The following is a 13,942-nucleotide window of genomic DNA, read 5'->3' as shown; positions in this document are numbered from 1 at the left end:
AATGTCGACGACGAACCAATAGAGCAAGTCCGTCTGTTGCGGACTTGGCAACGATCGAAAATTAACGCGCAAATTCAACGGCTGAGATGGTATCGGACGATTCCATCTCAGACGGATTTGCTCTAGCGGCAACCACGCGCACGCCTGAGCAACGGTCGGCTGAACCTTGGCGCCGGGCGATCATCGCAGGATTGCGAGCCGGTCCTCCACATCCGCCCTGACCTTTCGGGCGGCGGCTTCTTTCACCGGCCCGTAGCCGCGGATGTCCATGGGCGCCCTCGCGATCGCCACGAGGTTGTTGAATTGCCCCGTGTCCAGCTTGGCGAGAAGGGTCTCGATCAGCGCCTCGTACCAGCCGATCAGCTCCCGTTCCATGCGCCGTTCCGCGCTGTAGCCGAAGACATCGAGCGCCGTTCCGCGCAGGTGCCGCATTCGGGCAAGGACGGCGAGTGCCGGGCGCAGCCACGGGCCGAAAGCGCGCTTGCGCGGGCGGCCGCGCGCGTCCCTGGCCGCGGGGAGGAAGGGCGGGGCAAGATTGTAGCTGACCTTGAACCCGTCCTCGAACGCCCGCCCGAGCTCGTCGCGGAACGCGGGGTCCGTCTGGAGCCGCGCCACCTCATATTCGTCCTTGTAGGCCATCAGCTTGAACAGGGAGCGGGCGACCGCCTCCGTCAGGTCCTGCGCGCCGTGCGCCGCCTCCGCCCGCCGCACGCGCTCGACCCGGGCGGCATAGCGCGCCGCATAGGCCGCATCCTGATAGGCGGTGAGAAATGCGACCCGGCGCGCGATCACCGCGTCGAGCGTCTCAGGCGTCTCGCCCGCCGCGGAAGCGTGATCCGAGCCTAAGACCGGCTCGGCCGCACGCAGACGGCCGAGCGCAAATGCGGCAAGGTTCTCGGCGACCGCCACGCCGTTGAGCGCGATGGCGCGGACGAGCGCCGCGTGCGAGACCGGCACCAGGCCCTGCTGCCAGGCAAGGCCGAGCATCACGACATTGGCATAGACGCTGTCGCCGAGGATGGACGAGGCGAGGGCGTTGGCGTCTACGGCCGTGAGAGCGTCGGCGCCGATCACCCCGGCGATGGCGGCAAGGCGCGCTGGGGCCGCGAAGTCGGCGTCGGGATGGCGCACCATGTCGCCGGTGGGCATCTGCGCCGTGTTCACCACCGCTTGCATGCCCCGCCTGTAGGTCGCGGATGCCTTGGGCGCGGAGCTGACCACGAGGTCGCAGCCGATGAGCGCATCGGCCGAGCCCTCGTCGATGCGGAGCTGCCTGATCTCGTCGGGCCGCGCTGCGATGCGGACATAGCTCAGCACCGGGCCGAACTTCTGGGCGAAGCCCATGAAGTCGAGCACCGACGCCCCCAGGCCTTCGAGATGCGCGGCCATGGTGATGAGGGCGCCCACCGTCACCACGCCGGTGCCGCCGACACCCGTCACCAGGAGATTGAAGGGCTGATCGAGGGGCGGCCGCGCCGGTACCGGCAGGGCGGCCGCGCGCAGGACGAGGTCGTCGGTTCCCGAGCCGCGCGGGCGCCGCCGCGTGCCCTCGATCGTGACGAAGCTCGGGCAGAAGCCGTCGAGGCAGGAAAAGTCCTTGTTGCAGCTCGATGGGTTGATCTTGCGCTTGCGTCCGAACGGCGTCTCCCGCGGCTCGACGCTCAGGCAGTTGGAGGCGACGGAGCAGTCGCCGCACCCCTCGCAGACGAGGGCGTTGATATGGACGTGCCGCGGCGGATCGGCCATCTGCCGCCGCTTCCGCCGCCGCCGCTTCTCGGTGGCGCAGGTCTGCTCGTAGATGAGGACGCTGACGCCGGAAATCTCCCGCAGTTCGCGCTGGACCGCGTCGAGGTCGGCCCGCGGGTGCAGCGTCACACCCTTCGGGAAGTCGGCGCGGCGGAATTTCGACGGCGCGTCCGAGACGAGGGCGATGCGTGACACGCCCTCCGCCCGCACGCCGTGGGCCACGGCATGGACGCTGACCGGGCCATCCACCGGCTGGCCCCCGGTCATGGCGACTGCGTCGTTGTAGAGGATCTTGAAGGTGATGTTGGCCTTGGCGGCGACGGCCTGGCGGATGGCCATGGAGCCGGAATGATAGAAGGTCCCTTCGCCGAGGTTCTGGAAGACGTGGCCGTTGCCCGTGAACTTCGACGCCGCGACCCAATTGACCCCCTCGCCCCCCATCTGGATGAGCGAGGAGGTGTTGCGGTCCATCCAGCTTGCCATGAAGTGGCAGCCGATGCCGGCCAGCGCCTTCGAGCCATCCGGAACCCGTGTCGAGGTGTTGTGGGGGCACCCGGAGCAAAAATAGGGCGTGCGGGTGACGCCGGGGACGGAAATGATGCGATCCCGCGCCGGAGCCAGTGCCGCCGCTCGTTCGGCCAGCCGCAGGTCGGGGAAGACCGCATCGAGACGCCGGGCGAGAATGTCCGCCAGGGCACGCGGCGCGAGTTCGCCGGTCCAGGGAACGAGCCGTTGTCCCGCCTCGTCGAACTTGCCCACCATGCGCGCCGGCTTGCGGCCGGGATGGTCGTAGAAATACTCCTTGAGCTGGCTTTCGACGATGCCGCGCTTCTCCTCCACCACCAGCACTTCCTGCTTGCCGGTGACGAAGGCCAGGGCATTGCGCCGGGCGAGCGGCCACACCATGCCCACCTTGTAGATGTCGATGCCCCGGGCCCGGCAGGCGGCCTCGTCGAGCCCCAGGAGGCGCAGCGCCTCCATCAGGTCGGGATAGGCCTTCCCCACGCAGACGATGCCATAGCGGGCGTCCGCGATGTCGTAGATGCGGCGGTCGATGGGGTTGGCCTCGGCGAAGGCGTACACCGCCTCCTTCTTCGCCAGCAGGCGCTCCTCGATCTGGGGGCCCGGCAGGTCGGGCCAGCGATAGTGCAGGCCGCCGGGAGGCGCCGCAAAGTCGGGGAGATGAAATGCCCGCTCCGGCTGCAGCGCCACCGAGACGCCGGATTCCACCACCTCGGAGATGGCCTTGAACCCCACCCACATGCCGGAGAAGCGGCTGAGGGCGTAGCCATAGGCGCCGAACTCCAGATATTCCCCCACACCCGCCGGGTGAAGCACCGGCATGAGCCAGCTCATGAAGGCCACATCGGACTGGTGCGGCATGGACGAGGACACGCAGCCATGGTCGTCGCCGGCGACCACGAGCACGCCGCCATGGGGAGAGGAGCCGTAGGCATTGCCATGTTTCAGCGCGTCGCCGGAGCGGTCGACGCCCGGTCCCTTGCCGTACCAGAGGCCGAACACGCCCTCGACCTGCCGGTCGGGGCTGCTCTCCACCTGCTGGGTGCCGAGGACCGCCGTCGCGGCGAGTTCCTCGTTCACCGCCGGCAGGAAGGTGATGCGGCTGGCCTCCAGCTCCTTCGCCACGCGCCAGAGCTCAAGATCGACGCCCCCGAGTGGAGAGCCCCGATAGCCCGAGACGAACCCGGCGGTCTGCAGGCCGGCCTCGCGGTCGCGCCGTGCCTGATCGAGGAGGATGCGCACAATGGCCTGTGTGCCGGTGAGGAAAATCCGGCCGCTGCGGCGGGCGTAGCGGTCGGCGAGTTCATAGGGGTCAAGGCGGGTGGCGTGGTGCATGGGTTCGGTCTTCGAGGACATCGCCCGCGGATGCCGACCGGGCTGGCGGCGCGCGCTGCAGATCGAAGACGAGGATAGGCCGGGCTGGGCGGCAGGAGATTTCAATCTACCGCGGAACCGGGCAAGCTATGATAGATAAAACCGTATCACCCAATTCAAGTGGAATATTTTGCCGCTATGGCTATAACGATCGAAAAGCGAGACGAGCGTCTTCTGGCTGCCCTGCAGAAGGATGGCCGCGCCACGAACCAGCAATTGGCGGAGGAGGCCGGCATGTCCACCTCGGCCTGCTGGCGTCGGGTCCAGGCCCTTGAGGAGTCCGGCGTGATCGTCGGCTATTCGGCGCTCGTCAATCGCGAGAAGGCCGGCTTTGCCATGGCGGCGATCCTCCATGTCTCGCTGGAGCGCCACGACACCAAATATGTGGAAGAGTTCGTCGCCCGCGTCACCGCCCGCGCCGAAGTTCTGGAGTGCTTCGCCACCACGGGGGATGCCGACTACCACCTGCGCGTCGTGGTGCGCGACATGAAGGCCTACAACGCCTTCCTCGACGATTTTATCTTCCGCCTGCCGGGCATTCGTCACGTCCGCTCCAATGTGATCCTCAAGGAGATCAAGAGCGGCATGGCTTTGCCGTTTTCGCCCGGCACGACGTCGGCGGGGCATGGCCCCGGCCCGCGGCGGAAAGGGAGCGCAGCCTCTTGACGCCGTCAGGTGACAGCGCGTGCGACTATGCTTTGAAAATTTTGCCTTTGAGAGCCTTACCGCGTGAATTGTTTCAATTTGTGCGGATCGTGCTTCAGGTCATGAGGCTCGGCGCGCAGATGTGCAGGTCGCCATTTGCACCGCCTTCCATGAGACCTGCCTCCGCCCGGCCGGCTTCGGTGCGGGTGGGTGCGGCTCACAATCCGAGATAGGCGGCGCGCACCATGGGGTCTTCCAGCAGCGCCGCTCCGCTGCCCTCCATGGCGATATGGCCGGTCTCCAGCACATAGCCGCGATCGGCGATGGCCAGCGCCGCGGAGGCGTTCTGCTCCACGAGAAGGGTGGTGATGCCTTCGGTCCGCAGGGAGGTCACGGCGGCGAGGATCTGGTCCACCAGCAGCGGCGCGAGGCCGAGGGAGGGTTCGTCCAGCAGCAGCAGCTTCGGCCCTGCCATCAGGGCGCGGCCGATGGCGAGCATCTGCTGCTGGCCGCCGGACAGGCTCATGGCCGGCGTCTTCCGCCGCTCGGCGAGCACCGGGAACAGCCCGTAGACGTGATCGAGTCGGGCCTGCCGCCGGGCATCCTGCCGTCGGTAGGCACCGAGCTTCAGATTGTCCTCGACATTCAGCGGGCCGAACACCTGCCGGCCCTCCGGCGATTGCGAGATGCCGCGCATCACCCGCAGATGCGGCTCCAGCCGCTCGATGGCCTCGCCCTCGAACAGGATGCGCCCGCCGCACACCGGCTGCACGCCGGAGATGGCGCGCAGGAGTGTGGTCTTGCCGGCGCCGTTGGAGCCCACCAGCGCGACGATCTCGCCGGCCTTTACCTCCAGCGATACCTCGCGCAGGGCCATGATGCGGCCGTAGGCGGAGGACAGGGCTTCAACCGTGAGCACGATCGGCCTCCCGCGATCCGATGTCCCCGAGATAGGCGGCGATGACCTGCGGATTCTCGCGCACCGCGCGCGGCGGCCCCTCCGCCAGCGGGCGGCCCTGGGCGAGGACCAGCACGCGGTCGGAAATCTTCATCACCAGCTTCATGTCGTGCTCGATCAGCACCACCGCGACGCCGCTCTTCGCCACGGCGGCGATCAGATTGTCGATGGCTTCGGTCTCCACCGCGTTGCAGCCGGCGGCCGGCTCGTCCAGCAGCAGGACCTTCGGATCGGCGGCAAGCGCGCGGGCGATCTCCAGGCGCTTCAGCGCGCCATAGGGCAGGGCGCCGGCCGGCGCCTCGGCGAGGTCGGCGAGGCCCACGCGCTCCAGCAGGGCCAGCGCCTTCGCCCGGGTGACGCGGTTCTGCCGGAACACCGAGGGCAGGCCGAGCAGGTCGGCGAGGAAGGAGGTGCGCTCGGACAAAGCGCAGCCCACCATCACATTCTCCACCGCGGTCATGCGGAAGAAGATCTGCAAATTCTGGAAGGTCCGCGCCATGCCGCTTCTGACCCGAAGGTGGGGCGGGACCGCTGTGATGTCGGCGCCGTCGAGCCGCACGGTTCCGCGCGAGGGGCGGTAGATGCCGGTGACGAGGTTGAACAGGGTGGTCTTGCCCGCGCCGTTCGGCCCGATGATGGAGAAGACCTCGCCGGTGGCCACCTTGAAGCTCACCTCGTCCACCGCCCGGACGCCGCCGAAGGCGATGCCGATGCCGCTGACGTCGAGAAGGGGCGTGCTCACGGCAGGCGCTCCTCGATCAGCGCGCGCAGCGACGGCACGATGCCCTGGGGCAGGAAGATCATGAACACCATGATGAGGAGGCCGAGCACCGCCTGCTCGTATTCCTGGAAGGCTGTGAGGGCCTGCGGCAGTACCACCAGGAACGCGGCTCCCAGCACCGTGCCGAATACCGAGCCGAGGCCGCCGATGATGACCATGGCGACGAGTTCCACCGAGTGGGAGAAGCTCGCGGCCTCGGGTGTGATGAGGCCGTTCATGGCCGCGAGCAGCCCGCCGGCCACCGCCGCATAGACCGCCGCCAGCACGAAGGCGGCGAGCTTCTTGGCGGAAACATCGATGCCGGCGCCGGTCGCCGCCACCTCGCTGTCGTGCAGCGCGCGCAGCGCCCGGCCGGTGGGGCTCGCGGCGATGTTGAGGGCGAGGAGGGCGCCGACGAGCAGCGCGCCGGCCGAGACCCAGTACCAGTTCAGCGCGCCCGTCACCCGCCAGCCGAACAGGGTGACGCGCGCCACGGACATGCCGTCCGGACCGCCGGTCAGCTCGGTCTCGCTGTGCAGGATCAGGGCGACGATGACGCCGAAGCCCAGCGTCGCGATGGCGAGGTAATAGCCCTTGAGCCTCAGGATGGGCCGCCCCACCAGCCAGGCGACGAGGCCCGACAGCACCGCGCCGAGCAAAAGGCACAGGAGCGGGTCGAGCCCGAGCCGGGCCGGACCGATCGCCACCGCATAGGCGCCGATGCCGAGGAAGCCGGCATGGCCGAGGCTCACCTGCCCCGCATAGCCCATGAGGATGGTGAGGCCAAGGGCGGCGAGGGAGAAGATCCACACCAGCGCCGCGACGCGCAGGTGGAAGGAGGTGGGGGCGATCATCGGCACCAGCGCCATCACGAGGGCGAGGGCGAGGAGCGGGGTGAGGCGCGAGCGCAGGATGGCCTTCATCACACGCGCTCCACGGCGCGGCTGCCGAACAGGCCGCGCGGCATGAACAGCAGGACGACGAGGATCATCAGGAACGCCACTGCATCCTTGTAGGTGGAGGAGAGATAGCCGGCCGCGAAGGTCTCGATGAGGCCGATGAGCAGCCCGCCGACGACGGCGCCCACGGGATTGCCCATGCCGCCCAGCATGGCGGCGGCGAAGCCCTTGAGGGTGAAGAGGGTGCCGATGTCGTAGCGGGTCAGGGTGATCGGCGTCGCCACCACGCCGGCGAGCGCGCCCATGGCCGCCGAGAGGCCGAAGGCGAGGGCGAGCACGAGGGCGACGTTGATGCCGACCAGCTTCGCCGCCAGCCGGTTGGCGGCGGTGGCGAGCACCGCCTTGCCCACCAGCGTGTGCTCCAGGAACAGATAGAGCGCGACCACGAGGGCAAGCGCGGTCCCCATCACCCACAGGCTCTGCGGCAGGATGGTGGCGCCGCCCACCGGGATGGGGGTGTCGCCGGAGAAGGCGGGCAGGGAGTGGAACTGCTTGTCGAAGAGGATCTGCGACACGCCCTTGATGAAGATGGACGCGCCGATGGTGATCATGATGAGCGTCACCGGCGAGGCCCCGCGCGCGGGCTCGATGGCGAGGCGGTGCAGCAGCAGGCCGACCAGCACGGCGGCGATGACCGCGATCAGTGCCGCCACCGGCAGCGCAAGGCCCGCCGCCATGAGGAAGACGGTGCCCATGCCGCCGATCATGACGAAATCGCCCTGGGCGAAGTTGATGACGTCGGAGGCGTTGTAGATCAGCGTGAAGCCGAGAGCGATGAGCGCATAGATGGCGCCCACCGTCAGGCCCGAGAAGGCGAGCTGGAGAAATTCGGACATGTCCTCACGCCGTCTGGGTGGCGGCGCCTCAGGGACGCCGCCACGGTGGGGATCGGGTGTCTTGCGGGGCGGTCAGCGGGCCGGGGCTTCCAGCGCCCAGTCGCCGTTGCGGATCACCAGCATGCGGAAGGAGTCCGTGCCGAGGCCGAGGTGGTCGGTGGGCGTGAAGGTGTAGATGCCGGTTACGCCCACATAGCCCTTGGTGGCCTCCAGCGCATCGCGGATCTTCTTCGGGTCCGCCGATTTGGCGCTCTCGATGGCGCGGGCGACGAGCTGGATGCCGTCATAGGCGTAGCCGCCGAAGGTGGAGACCGGCTGGCCGCTGGCCTTCTCGTAGGAGGTCTTGTACTCAGCCACCACCGGCTTCTGCGGGTCGTTGTCCGCCAGCTTGTCGTCGATGAGGATGGCAGGGGCCGGCAGGCGCACGCCCTCGGCGGCGGGGCCGGCCAGCTCGATGAAGCTCTTCGAGGCCACGCCGTGGCTCTGGTAGAGCGGCAGCTTGATGCCGAGCTGGGCGTAGTTGCGCGTCACGATGGCCGGGCCCTGGCCGAAGCCGGGGTTCAGCACCGCCTCGACGCCCGCGGTGTTCTTGATCTTGTTGAGCTGGGGCGTCATGTCCGAATCGGTGGCGCCGTAGCTCTCGTCGGCGAGAACGGTGATGCCGTACTGGCCGATCACCTTCAGGCACTGGTTGCGCATGGACTTGCCGAAGCCGTCCGTGCCCGAGATCATGCCGGTCTTGGTGATGCCGCGCGCCTTCATGTCCTCGAAGATCTTCTGGCAGGCGGTCTTGTCGGTGTGCGGCGTCTTGAAGACGAAGGCGCGCACCGGCTCGATGATCTCGATGCCGCCGGCGAGGGAGACGACGGGAATGCCGGCTTCCTCGAACACCGGGATCATGGCCATGGTGGCGCCGGTGGAGGTGCCGCCGACCATGGCGACCACCTTGTCGTCCTCCACGAGGCGGGTGGCGAAGGTGCGCGCCTTGTTAGCGTCGCCGCCGTCGTCATAGAGCACCAGTTCCACCGGCCGGCCGAGGAGGCCGCCCTTTTTGTTCAGCTCGTCCACATAGAGCTTGAGCGTCTTGGCTTCCGGATCGCCGAGGAAGGCGGCCGGGCCGGTGGCCGAGACCACCGAGCCGATCTTGATGGGATCGGCGGCAACGGCAGGGCCGGTGAGAGCCGGGCCGGCGACCGCGGTCGCGAGCATGACAGCAGCCGCGCGCAGTACCGGCCGCAGGCGTGCGGGCATATCCATGAAGCGTTCCTCCTAAGGGTCCATTTCGGGCCGAGGAGCGGGTTATCCCGCCTCCGTCCGCAGGCCATCTGGCCAACGGAACCTGAATCATATAATTAACCGATCGGATGGTCAATTGATTGCGTGCGGGTTGCCTTCCGTGGGATCATTCATCGACCGGGCGGACAATATTTGGTATCTGAGCCGCTTTCCCATTGGTGGCGGACGGTCACGGCAGCCCTGCCGGGGTTGGCGATCGAGATGGACAGGCAAGATGGCTCGCACGCGTTCACAGGATTACGAGGCCAAACGGGAGGCCATTCTCCACAACTCGGCGGAGCTGTTTGCCCAGTATGGCTATTCGGGTACCTCGATCACCATGATCGCCGACGCCTGTGGGGCCTCCAAGGCATTGCTTTACCATTACTATCCGGACAAAGAGGCGGTGCTCTTCGACATCCTGTCCTCCCATCTGGAGCAATTGATCGCCGGCGCCGAGAAGGCGGTCGCCGCGGCGCCGCCCGGCGGGCGCATCCATGCCATCGCCGCCTCGCTGCTCGAAGCCTACAAGGATGCGGACGCCGAGCATCAGGTGCAGATCGCCAACCTGAAGCTCCTCGCCAGCGAACGCCAGGAGGCCCTGCGCGCGCTGGAGCGCAAGCTCGTGGCGCTCCTCGCTGACGCCATCGCCGAGGAGGTGCCCGCGGTCGGGCGCGGGCCCATGCTGAAGCCCGTCACGATGTCGGCCTTCGGCATGCTCAACTGGCATTACCTGTGGTTTCGCGACGGCAAGGGGCTGAGCCGGGCGGATTATGCCCGCCTCGTCACCGGCCTCATCACGGCGGGAGCCGAAGAGGCGGTGCGAGGCCTCTCTGCGCCGGAGGCCAAAGCGGCAGAGACCAAGCCGGCGCAGCCCCGCTCGCCGGCGCGCCGCCGCCCGGCGCCCGCAGCCGCGGCACTCCGCGCGGCCAAGGCGCGGCGACCGGCGGAATAGAATCCGGCGCCAAAACGCTCTGGAGCAAGTCCGTCTGTTGCGGACTTGGCAACGCTTGAAAATTGACGAGCAAATTCACCGTGTTAGATGGTATCAGACGATTCCATCTCAGACGGATTTGCTCTAAGGAAGGGCCATGCCGCGCCGCGCCCTCGATCTCATCCTCGACCACGTTCGCGCAGAACCCTCGCGCACCTGGTCCATCATCGTGACCATCTATGGCGATGCCATCGTGCCGCGCGGCGGCTCGGTGTGGCTCGGCACGCTGCTCGCCTTCTTCCGCGGGCTCGATGTCGCCGACGGGGTGGTGCGCACCGCCATGTCGCGCCTGGCCGCCGACGGCTGGCTGACGCGCCAGCGGGTGAGCCGCAACAGCTTCTACCGCCTTGCCGACAAGGGCCGCGAGACCTTCGCCCGCGCCACCGAGCACATCTATCGCCATTGCCCGCCGGACTGGCATGGGCATTTCGACATGCTGTTGATCGAGACCGGCGCCCGCGAGGGGGCGCGTGCGATACTGGAGGCGGCGGGCTTCGGCATGCCGCTGCCCGGCGTGTTCGTGGCCCCGGCCGGGACCGCCGTGCCGGAGGAGGCGGCCGCCGCGCTGCGCCTCCATGTCTCCGGCAGCGTGGAGGAACAGCGCGCGCTCGCCGCCCGCGCCTGGCCGCTGGAGCAGACGGCGGAGGCCTATCGCCGCTTCATCGCCACCTTCGAGCCGCTCAGGGCGGAGCTTGCGGCCGGCGCGGGGCTGAGCGACCTCGAAGCCATCGTGGCCCGCGTGCTGCTCATCCACGAGTACCGGCGCATCGTGCTGCGCGATCCCATCCTGCCCCCGGCCATCCTTCCCGCCAATTGGCCGGGCCTCGCCGCCCGCGCGGTGTGCGCCGACATCTATAGCTGTCTGGTCGAGGCGTCCGAGCGCTGGCTGGACGAGAATGCCGTGGGCGAGGACGGCGCGCCGCTGCCGGCCGATCCGAAAGTCTTCAAGCGCTTCAAGGTCTAGACCGGCAGGGCCCGCATCGGAGCGGCGCGGGCCTATAAATGTTACAAAAAAAACTTGAAATCATTTTTTTTGTAATATATAAAGGCTTCCAAGGTGCCGGACTGTGGGCAACATGCTGCGCGACAGAACCGGCGGCGGCGGCCGGAGCGCCATTTCACCGGCCGCCCGAAGCCGCGCAGACGCCACATGTCAGGTCATACGGGGAGGACAAAGCATGTACGCACAGCTCGTGAAGTCCGAGGGCATGAAGTCCGCCGCCGAGCTTTCGCCGCAGGAGCGCGCCTTCCAGGACCGCATCGACCGCGGCGAAAAGATCGAGCCGAAGGAGTGGATGCCCGAGGGCTACCGCAAGACCCTGATCCGCCAGATCGGCCAGCACGCCCATTCCGAGATCGTCGGCCAGCTGCCCGAGGGCAACTGGATCACCCGCGCGCCCACGCTGGAGCGCAAGGCTATCCTGCTCGCCAAGGTGCAGGACGAGGCCGGCCACGGCCTCTATCTCTATTGCGCCGCCGAGACGCTCGGCGTCAGCCGCGACCAGCTGCTCGCCAAGCTGCACGACGGCAGCATGAAGTATTCGTCCATCTTCAACTATCCCACCCTCAACTGGGCCGACATCGGTGCGGTGGGCTGGCTGGTGGATGGCGCCGCCATCATGAACCAGGTGCAACTGCAGAAGACCTCCTACGGCCCCTACAGCCGCGCGATGATCCGCATCTGCAAGGAGGAGAGCTTCCACCAGCGCCAGGGCTACGACATCATGATGAAGATGGCGCAGGGCACGGCGGAGCAGAAGGCCATGGCGCAGGACGCCCTCGACCGCTTCTGGTATCCCGCGCTGATGATGTTCGGCCCCTCCGACAAGGATTCGGTGCATTCCACCCAGTCCATGGCGTGGAAGATCAAGATCAACACCAATGACGAGCTGCGGCAGAAGTTCGTGGACCAGACGGTGCCGCAGGCGGAATATCTCGGCCTCAAGATCCCCGACCCGAACCTGAAGTGGAACGAGGAGAAGAAGGGCTACGACTTCTCCGAGCCGGACTGGTCGGAATTCTTCGAGGTGATCGCCGGCAACGGCCCCTGCAACAAGGAACGGCTCGGCGCCCGGGTGAAGGCCTGGGAAGACGGCGCCTGGTTCCGCGACGGCCTCCTCGCCCATGCCGAGAAGGCGCAGGCGCGCCGCGCCGCCGCCCGGGTCGCTGCCGAATAGCCGCACCGCGGTGAAAGCCCGCGCGGGCTTTCCAGGAGCAAAAGCATATCTTCCGGATGGCCCCGCCCTCCGGCCCGTAACGGGAGGAACGACCATGTCCAGCGAATGGCCCTTGTGGGAAGTCTTCATCCGCGGCCAGCACGGCCTCAACCACCGCCATGTGGGCAGCCTGCACGCGCCCGACGCGGAGCTCGCCATCAAGAACGCGCGGGATGTCTATACCCGCCGCAACGAGGGTGTCTCCATCTGGGTGGTGAAGTCGGTGGACATCGCCGCCTCCAGCCCTTCGGACAAGGGGCCGCTGTTCGAGCCGTCCAATTCCAAGGTCTACCGGCACCCCACTTTCTTTGAAATCCCGGAAGAAGTGGGGCATATGTGATGGCCAGCGCCGGGATCGCGGTGGATCGCGCCGCCCTGTTCGAGTTCCTCACCCGCATGGGGGACAACACCCTCATCCTCGGCCATCGCGTGTCCGAGTGGTGCGGCCATGCCCCGGTGCTGGAGGAGGACATCGCCCTCGCCAATACCGCGCTCGACCTCATCGGCCAGACCCAGCTCTGGCTCGGCCTCGCCGGCGAGGTGGAGGGCAAGGGCCGCAACGCCGATGCACTCGCCTTCCTGCGCGACGCCGCAGCCTTCCGCAACTGTTTGCTGGTGGAGCGCCCCAACGGCGACTTCGGCCAGACGCTGACGCGGCAGTTCCTGTTCGATGCCTGGCACCATGTGATGCTGACGGCGCTGACCAGATCGGCGGACCCGCGCATCGCCGAGATCGCCGCCAAGGCGGTGAAGGAGGCGGCCTACCACCTGGAGCGCTCCAGCGACCTCGTGATCCGCCTCGGCGACGGCACCGACGAAAGCCACAAGCGGATGCAGCGCGCCCTCGACGACATCTGGTCCTACGTGGGCGAGCTCTTCATTGCCGACGACACCGACCGCGCCATGGTGGAGGCCGGCATCGCGCCCGATCCCGCGAGCCTCAGGCTGGAGTGGGACGCGATCGTCTCCGAGGTGCTGCGCGAGGCGACGCTGAAGGCGCCGACCTCGGCTTACGTCCACAAGGGCGGCCGGCGCGGTGTCCATACCGAGCATCTCGGCTACATCCTCGCCGACATGCAGTTCCTGCAGCGCGCCTATCCCGGCGCGACCTGGTAGGGGGCGCATATGGCGACCGCCACCCTGCCGTCCATCGATGAGGTCTGGCACTGGCTGGCGCAGGTGCCGGACCCGGAAATCCCCGTGCTCTCGCTGGTCGATCTCGGCATCGTCCGCGAGGTGGCATGGGAGGATGACACCCTCGTCGTCACCGTCACGCCCACGTATTCCGGCTGCCCGGCGACGGGCATCATCAATCTCGATATCGAGCGCGAACTGAACGCGCGCGGCGTCGCCAGGGTGCGGCTGGAGCGCCGGCTCTCGCCGCCCTGGACCACCGACTGGATGAGCGCGGAAGGGCGCGAGAAGCTTCGGGCCTACGGCATCGCCCCGCCCGTGGACGACACCGCCGCCGACGGCCGTTCGCGGGCGCTGGCGCGCCGGCTCGCCTCCGGCTCCAACCTGACGGTCGCCTGCCCGCGCTGCGGCTCGGCGCAGACTGAGAAGGTAAGCCAGTTCGGCTCCACCGCCTGCAAGGCCAGCTATCGCTGCCTCTCGTGCCTGGAGCCGTTCGACTACTTCAAGTGCATCTGAATATTAA

13 protein-coding genes are annotated in these 13,942 nt (G+C 67.8%); 7 read left to right on the top strand and 6 right to left on the bottom strand.

Features of this window, described 5'->3' with window-relative positions; translation table 11 throughout:
• Positions 1 to 180: 180 nt before the first annotated feature.
• Positions 181 to 3,603, bottom strand: coding sequence for an indolepyruvate ferredoxin oxidoreductase family protein (locus tag C7450_RS00880; protein WP_110373190.1), 3,423 nt, complete (start codon positions 3,601 to 3,603; stop codon positions 181 to 183).
• Positions 3,604 to 3,780: 177 nt separating this feature from the next.
• Here C7450_RS00880 and C7450_RS00875 point away from each other — a divergent pair, with 177 nt between their 5' ends.
• Positions 3,781 to 4,308 carry an Lrp/AsnC family transcriptional regulator gene (locus tag C7450_RS00875; RefSeq protein WP_110372506.1) on the top strand — a complete coding sequence of 176 codons (528 nt, stop codon included), beginning with the start codon at positions 3,781 to 3,783 and terminating at the stop codon, positions 4,306 to 4,308.
• 196 nt (positions 4,309 to 4,504) lie between these two features.
• Here the strand turns inward: C7450_RS00875 and C7450_RS00870 are convergent, their stop codons facing one another.
• The 5 genes from C7450_RS00870 to C7450_RS00850 all read right to left on the bottom strand — a co-directional run bounded on the left by C7450_RS00870 (position 4,505) and on the right by C7450_RS00850 (position 9,051).
• A complete protein-coding gene (locus tag C7450_RS00870) occupies positions 4,505 to 5,206 on the bottom strand; it encodes an ABC transporter ATP-binding protein (protein ID WP_110372505.1) in 702 nt (233 codons plus the stop codon).
• The gene (locus C7450_RS00865) at positions 5,193 to 5,987 is read right to left on the bottom strand and encodes an ABC transporter ATP-binding protein (protein ID WP_110372504.1); all 795 of its coding nucleotides are present in this window, start codon (positions 5,985 to 5,987) and stop codon (positions 5,193 to 5,195) included. The genes C7450_RS00870 and C7450_RS00865 overlap by 14 nt, the downstream gene beginning before the upstream one ends.
• Positions 5,984 to 6,928, bottom strand: coding sequence for a branched-chain amino acid ABC transporter permease (locus C7450_RS00860; RefSeq protein ID WP_110372503.1), 945 nt, complete (start codon positions 6,926 to 6,928; stop codon positions 5,984 to 5,986). Before C7450_RS00860 ends, C7450_RS00865 begins: the two co-directional genes overlap by 4 nt.
• Positions 6,928 to 7,800, bottom strand: a complete 873-nt coding sequence (locus C7450_RS00855; protein WP_110372502.1) for a branched-chain amino acid ABC transporter permease — start codon at positions 7,798 to 7,800, stop codon at positions 6,928 to 6,930. The genes C7450_RS00860 and C7450_RS00855 overlap by 1 nt, the downstream gene beginning before the upstream one ends.
• Before the next feature lie 72 nt (positions 7,801 to 7,872).
• Positions 7,873 to 9,051 (bottom strand): ABC transporter substrate-binding protein, encoded by a 1,179-nt coding sequence (locus tag C7450_RS00850; protein ID WP_110373189.1) that lies wholly within the window; start codon positions 9,049 to 9,051, stop codon positions 7,873 to 7,875.
• Between the two features lie 259 nt (positions 9,052 to 9,310).
• Between C7450_RS00850 and C7450_RS00845 the strand changes: the two genes are divergently transcribed.
• From C7450_RS00845 to paaD, 6 genes are all read left to right on the top strand, one after another.
• Positions 9,311 to 10,030, top strand: coding sequence for a TetR/AcrR family transcriptional regulator (locus C7450_RS00845; protein WP_110372501.1), 720 nt, complete (start codon positions 9,311 to 9,313; stop codon positions 10,028 to 10,030).
• A 136-nt stretch (positions 10,031 to 10,166) separates the two neighbouring features.
• Positions 10,167 to 11,033, top strand: a complete 867-nt coding sequence (gene paaX / locus C7450_RS00840; protein ID WP_110372500.1) for a phenylacetic acid degradation operon negative regulatory protein PaaX — start codon at positions 10,167 to 10,169, stop codon at positions 11,031 to 11,033.
• A 214-nt stretch (positions 11,034 to 11,247) separates the two neighbouring features.
• Positions 11,248 to 12,246: a 1,2-phenylacetyl-CoA epoxidase subunit PaaA gene (gene paaA / locus C7450_RS00835; RefSeq protein WP_110372499.1), complete on the top strand. Its 999-nt coding sequence runs from the start codon at positions 11,248 to 11,250 to the stop codon at positions 12,244 to 12,246.
• 94 nt (positions 12,247 to 12,340) lie between these two features.
• Entirely contained in the window at positions 12,341 to 12,625 is a 285-nt protein-coding gene (paaB, locus tag C7450_RS00830) for a 1,2-phenylacetyl-CoA epoxidase subunit PaaB (RefSeq protein ID WP_110372498.1), read from the top strand.
• Complete coding sequence (paaC, locus tag C7450_RS00825) at positions 12,625 to 13,401, top strand: 1,2-phenylacetyl-CoA epoxidase subunit PaaC (RefSeq protein ID WP_110372497.1); 777 nt, start codon at positions 12,625 to 12,627, stop codon at positions 13,399 to 13,401. The genes paaB and paaC overlap by 1 nt, the downstream gene beginning before the upstream one ends.
• Before the next feature lie 9 nt (positions 13,402 to 13,410).
• Complete coding sequence (gene paaD / locus C7450_RS00820) at positions 13,411 to 13,935, top strand: 1,2-phenylacetyl-CoA epoxidase subunit PaaD (RefSeq protein ID WP_110372496.1); 525 nt, start codon at positions 13,411 to 13,413, stop codon at positions 13,933 to 13,935.
• Positions 13,936 to 13,942 lie beyond the last annotated feature (7 nt).

It is taken from the genome of Chelatococcus asaccharovorans, assembly GCF_003201475.1.
GTDB lineage: Bacteria > Pseudomonadota > Alphaproteobacteria > Rhizobiales > Beijerinckiaceae > Chelatococcus > Chelatococcus asaccharovorans.
Note: the sequence above shows the minus strand (reverse complement) of the source record. Positions and strands in the feature narration are given on the sequence as shown.

Coding starts and splice junctions, on each gene's coding strand:
- C7450_RS00875 (WP_110372506.1), top strand. CDS start 3,781: ATGGCTATAACGATCGAAAAGCGAGACGAGCGTCTTCTGGCTGCCCTG.
- C7450_RS00850 (WP_110373189.1), bottom strand. CDS start 9,051: ATGCCCGCACGCCTGCGGCCGGTACTGCGCGCGGCTGCTGTCATGCTC.
- C7450_RS00860 (WP_110372503.1), bottom strand. CDS start 6,928: ATGAAGGCCATCCTGCGCTCGCGCCTCACCCCGCTCCTCGCCCTCGCC.
- C7450_RS00845 (WP_110372501.1), top strand. CDS start 9,311: ATGGCTCGCACGCGTTCACAGGATTACGAGGCCAAACGGGAGGCCATT.
- paaX (WP_110372500.1), top strand. CDS start 10,167: ATGCCGCGCCGCGCCCTCGATCTCATCCTCGACCACGTTCGCGCAGAA.
- C7450_RS00880 (WP_110373190.1), bottom strand. CDS start 3,603: ATGCACCACGCCACCCGCCTTGACCCCTATGAACTCGCCGACCGCTAC.
- C7450_RS00855 (WP_110372502.1), bottom strand. CDS start 7,800: ATGTCCGAATTTCTCCAGCTCGCCTTCTCGGGCCTGACGGTGGGCGCC.
- paaA (WP_110372499.1), top strand. CDS start 11,248: ATGTACGCACAGCTCGTGAAGTCCGAGGGCATGAAGTCCGCCGCCGAG.
- paaD (WP_110372496.1), top strand. CDS start 13,411: ATGGCGACCGCCACCCTGCCGTCCATCGATGAGGTCTGGCACTGGCTG.
- paaB (WP_110372498.1), top strand. CDS start 12,341: ATGTCCAGCGAATGGCCCTTGTGGGAAGTCTTCATCCGCGGCCAGCAC.
- paaC (WP_110372497.1), top strand. CDS start 12,625: ATGGCCAGCGCCGGGATCGCGGTGGATCGCGCCGCCCTGTTCGAGTTC.